Consider the following 3,735-nt stretch of genomic DNA (forward strand, 5'->3'; position numbering starts at 1 on the left):
AGAATACAAAATTTTTCTATGCCGGCGCAAACGAAGGGTCTGGTAACGTAAGAGGTGGAGCAATTTTTATCGGAGGAGAAGCTGATATTGATATTTCTAATGTAGAGGTTGCCTACAGTCGTTCTGGGTTTTATTCTCGCGCTTGGCCTGCCAATCTGCCCAGTATTACGGATAGTTTATTTAATTATAATCTATTGTGGGGTGGCGCTATAGAAAAAGATAAAGCCATAGAACTTGTTGGTAATACTTTTGGATGTAACGGACTTTACGAAACTCCAAGCGACACCGGTGGATTGGATATAGAAGGGAATCCAGAAAATATTTTTATCATAAATAATAATTTCACGAATAATAAAATCGGTTTAAATTTTTATAATGATGACCTGGATATAGAATTAAATGCAAAAAATAACTTTTGGAATGCAGAATCCGGACCGTGGCATGAAACCAAAAACCCTGTCGGAGCAGGGGAGGTAATTCAAGGAAATGTAGATTTTGACCCATGGACGCAAAAATGAGCAGTAAAAAAAGAACCACCCGATTGGGTGGTTTTGTGCTAATAACTATCTTTTGAATTTTTTAGATATCTATTTGGGCTTATGTATTTTCTTTTTCTCCACCCATGTTATATCTTCTTCTTTGCGGTTCTTCCTCAAGTATCGTCCTTTGTCCTTCGGGGAGCCGAGCCAAGGAACGGAAAGCGCTTGGCCGTTCTATAAGTTGCAGTTTGGCTTCAAGATCCTGTCGTTCGGCAATAACCATTGCTTCTTCCTTCATTGCCTCTTCGCGCTTTCTTGATGCTTCCAATTCTCTTTGTTTTGCTTGTCCTATTTTTGTCATCAATCCGGCAGGTGAAAATTTTTCCAACTCGTTTATTCTTTTAAGAAAATCTGAGTTTTTTTGTCGAAGAAAACGAAGATTGCTTTTCGAGCTTTCCAATTCGTTTTCTAATCTGACGCATTTTTTGATAAACTGAAAAGCTGTGAACCAACTGCAACTAAGGAGTATTACCGAGCAGAAAATAAGCTCCATCTTAGCTTCCTTTGCCACGTCAAAGCGCGACTTTGTCAATGATGGGTTTAATTTTACATAATTTTTAGAAATTGTCAAGAATAAAAAATCGCTATCTTGATGATAGCGATTGTATTATGGCATAATAGGCTGTTTTTTATCTGTCGGCAAACCGCAACAAGGACAGACGTCTGGAGGGTCTCCTGAAGTAGCTAATGATGTATTTATTTTGCAATTATTACATTTTATCAATCCCAGTCCTTTGTTTATCATAACCCACGTTGTATGAAACGGGGTCCGCTTTGTATGAAGCAAGTATCTGCGCGGAACGGTGATTTCGTCGTCAGCTCGGTTTTTTGGTTTTTCCGCTTCAATGATAATATTCGGTGGTTGCCAGTTTAGTTTCTGCATCCATTGAATATATTCTTTGTCAGTAGAACCGAGCAAATGCGCCGGACAAGCTTCTTTGTCAGTTTTAAAAGTTTCAATATCTTCTTTTGTATATTCCATTTTCTTTGTGTCCGCTTTGTATTTCATTATCAAGGTCTCCTTTACTTAAAAAATAACATAAAAGTAATATTTTGTCAACATCATTGACAAAATATAAAATTTGTGATAAATTGTGATATTGGTAAAAGGAGAGTGAAATGCCGAAGCTCATTCCAAGAGAATATGTTTTGAGGGTTTGTCAGCCCGGTACGGAAAATGCTTGTTCGTATCTTATGTGTAGCTCCAATGGTTTTGAATGCGCAAAAGGAACAGAGTTTGAAAAAAGGTTGCAAGCAAAAAGAATGTCTGTTGCAATGCGCGCGCTTAATAACAATTGTTCTGGTTTTGGCAATGAAGAGAATAATGAAAATAATATTGAAAAACTGAACTAAGGAGAAAACCAGTGGCAAAAGAACCAGCTCTTGGTCGCGCGCAAAACGGCGAGCCAATGCATTATTCGGTTGGAGCCATTATCAAAAACCGCGAAGGAAAATATCTCCTTATTGATAGGAAGAATCCGCCCTTTGGTATGGCCTGCATTGCCGGTCATATTGCTGAAGCGGAAACACATATTGAAGCGTTGCATAGAGAGGTTTATGAAGAATCCGGTTTTCGTGTAAAAAAAGAAAAGGTAATGGAAGAAAGAAAAGAGCTGAGTAATGTTTGCAAGAGTGGCATGAAAATTCATTGCTGGTATTTGTTTGAATGCGAGTGTAATGGCACGCCTTGGCGAAAGGAAGACGAAGCGCTTTCTATTGCCTGGTATTCGCAAGAAGAAGTTCAGGCGCTGGCTAATGAAGGCAAGCTGGAACCGATTTGGAACTTTTGGCTAAAGCGTTTTAATGTTATTCTTGATTCCGATAAAGTGCAGGAATTAAAAGTACAGACAGTAAAAGAACAGCCGGAAACAGAGCTGAAAGAGATTCTTCCGATTGATAAGCGAAAAGGCGTTTGTCAAGAGGACGATCCGGAAAAACGTTGCGATTTTTTTGTTCTTTCGTCCGAAGGATGGGTATGTGAAAAAGCCACAGACCTTGGCGAAGCGATAAGAGAACGTTTTGTGAAAGAGGATAAAAAACCTCAAGATAATTGTTAGTTCTAATCCGCGAGAAACATCGCGGATTTTTTTATTGTCCATAGTTGACATTTTTTTATTAGATGAATATAATAATATAATAATAAAAAAGACAATACCCCTAAGCAAACATGTTTGCCGGGGGATTTTTGGTGTTTATGAACAAATTTAAATTAAAATCAAAATTTAAGCCGGCAGGCGATCAGCCAAAGGCGATTGATGCTTTATTGGGAGGATTGAAAAAAGGGATGAAGGCTCAAACGCTTTTGGGGATTACCGGTTCTGGAAAAACTTTTACCATGGCTAATGTTATCACAAAGATAAATCAGCCTACTCTTGTAATTGCGCATAACAAAACTTTGGCAGCTCAGCTCTGTCAGGAGTTTCGCGAATTTTTTCCGGAAAATGCCGTGCATTATTTTGTTTCGTATTACGACTATTATCAGCCCGAAGCATATATTCCGACGAGCGATACATACATTGACAAAGAGGCAATGATAAATGACGAAATAGATCGTTTGCGTCATGCGGCGACCCAATCTCTTTTAACGCGCAATGATGTAATAATAGTAGCCTCAGTTTCTTGTATTTATGGACTTGGCGCGCCGGAAACATATGAAAAAATAAATTTGCATCTAAAAATCGGAGACGAGTTTGTTCGTGATGAGCTTACCGGTCGTCTTATTGATATGCAGTTTGAGCGCACGAACTCGGATTTAACTCGTGGACATTTTCGTTTGCGCGGAGAGGTATTGGAAATAATGCCGATAAGTGAAGAAATTATTTATCGTATAGAATTTAGTTCTTTGGATAAAAAGAATGAAAAAGTAAATAATATTGTTCTTATTGATCCTGTTACGCGAAAAATAAAATCAAAAGAACAGAGCGCCTGGGTTTTTCCGGCAAAGCATTTTATAACAAAAGAAAGCGAACGAAAAAAATCTTTAAAAGAAATAAATACCGAACTCGAAAAACGTTTAAAATTTTTTGAACGCGAAGGAAAGCTGTTGGAGGCTGAGCGTCTGGCTCGCCGGACAAAAAACGATATGGAGATGATACGCGAATTGGGATATTGCCATGGAATAGAAAATTATTCTCGTCATCTATCCGACAGAAAGGCAGGCGAAGCGCCGGATACTCTTTTAAGTTATTTTCCCAAG

General features: G+C 38.4%; 6 protein-coding genes (1 of these 6 only partly in view). 4 read left to right on the forward strand and 2 right to left on the reverse strand.

The features are described from left to right. A partial coding sequence (locus COU51_01800; protein ID PIR66811.1) for a hypothetical protein occupies window positions 1-518 on the forward strand: 518 nt, incomplete at its 5' end. A 79-nt stretch (window positions 519-597) separates the two neighbouring features. On the opposite strand, the gene COU51_01805 is transcribed toward COU51_01800, so the two are convergent. After that, window positions 598-1,110: a hypothetical protein gene (locus tag COU51_01805; protein PIR66812.1), complete on the reverse strand. Its 513-nt coding sequence runs from the start codon at window positions 1,108-1,110 to the stop codon at window positions 598-600. Between the two features lie 36 nt (window positions 1,111-1,146). Beyond that, complete coding sequence (locus tag COU51_01810; GenBank protein ID PIR66813.1) at window positions 1,147-1,548, reverse strand: hypothetical protein; 402 nt, start codon at window positions 1,546-1,548, stop codon at window positions 1,147-1,149. Between the two features lie 110 nt (window positions 1,549-1,658). On the opposite strand from COU51_01810, the gene COU51_01815 reads away from it, so the two are divergent. The 3 genes from COU51_01815 to COU51_01825 all read left to right on the forward strand — a co-directional run. Beyond that, entirely contained in the window at window positions 1,659-1,892 is a 234-nt protein-coding gene (locus tag COU51_01815) for a hypothetical protein (GenBank protein PIR66814.1), read from the forward strand. Between the two features lie 11 nt (window positions 1,893-1,903). Continuing rightward, entirely contained in the window at window positions 1,904-2,596 is a 693-nt protein-coding gene (locus tag COU51_01820; GenBank protein ID PIR66815.1) for a hypothetical protein, read from the forward strand. A gap of 137 nt (window positions 2,597-2,733) precedes the next feature. Beyond that, window positions 2,734-3,735: the 5' end (the start) of an excinuclease ABC subunit B gene (locus COU51_01825; protein ID PIR66837.1), read on the forward strand. The gene runs 1,008 nt beyond the window's last position; the window shows 1,002 of its 2,010 coding nt (coding positions 1-1,002); it begins with the start codon at window positions 2,734-2,736; the stop codon falls past the right edge of the window.

This window comes from Parcubacteria group bacterium CG10_big_fil_rev_8_21_14_0_10_36_14, assembly GCA_002772895.1.
Classification (GTDB): domain Bacteria; phylum Patescibacteriota; class Patescibacteriia.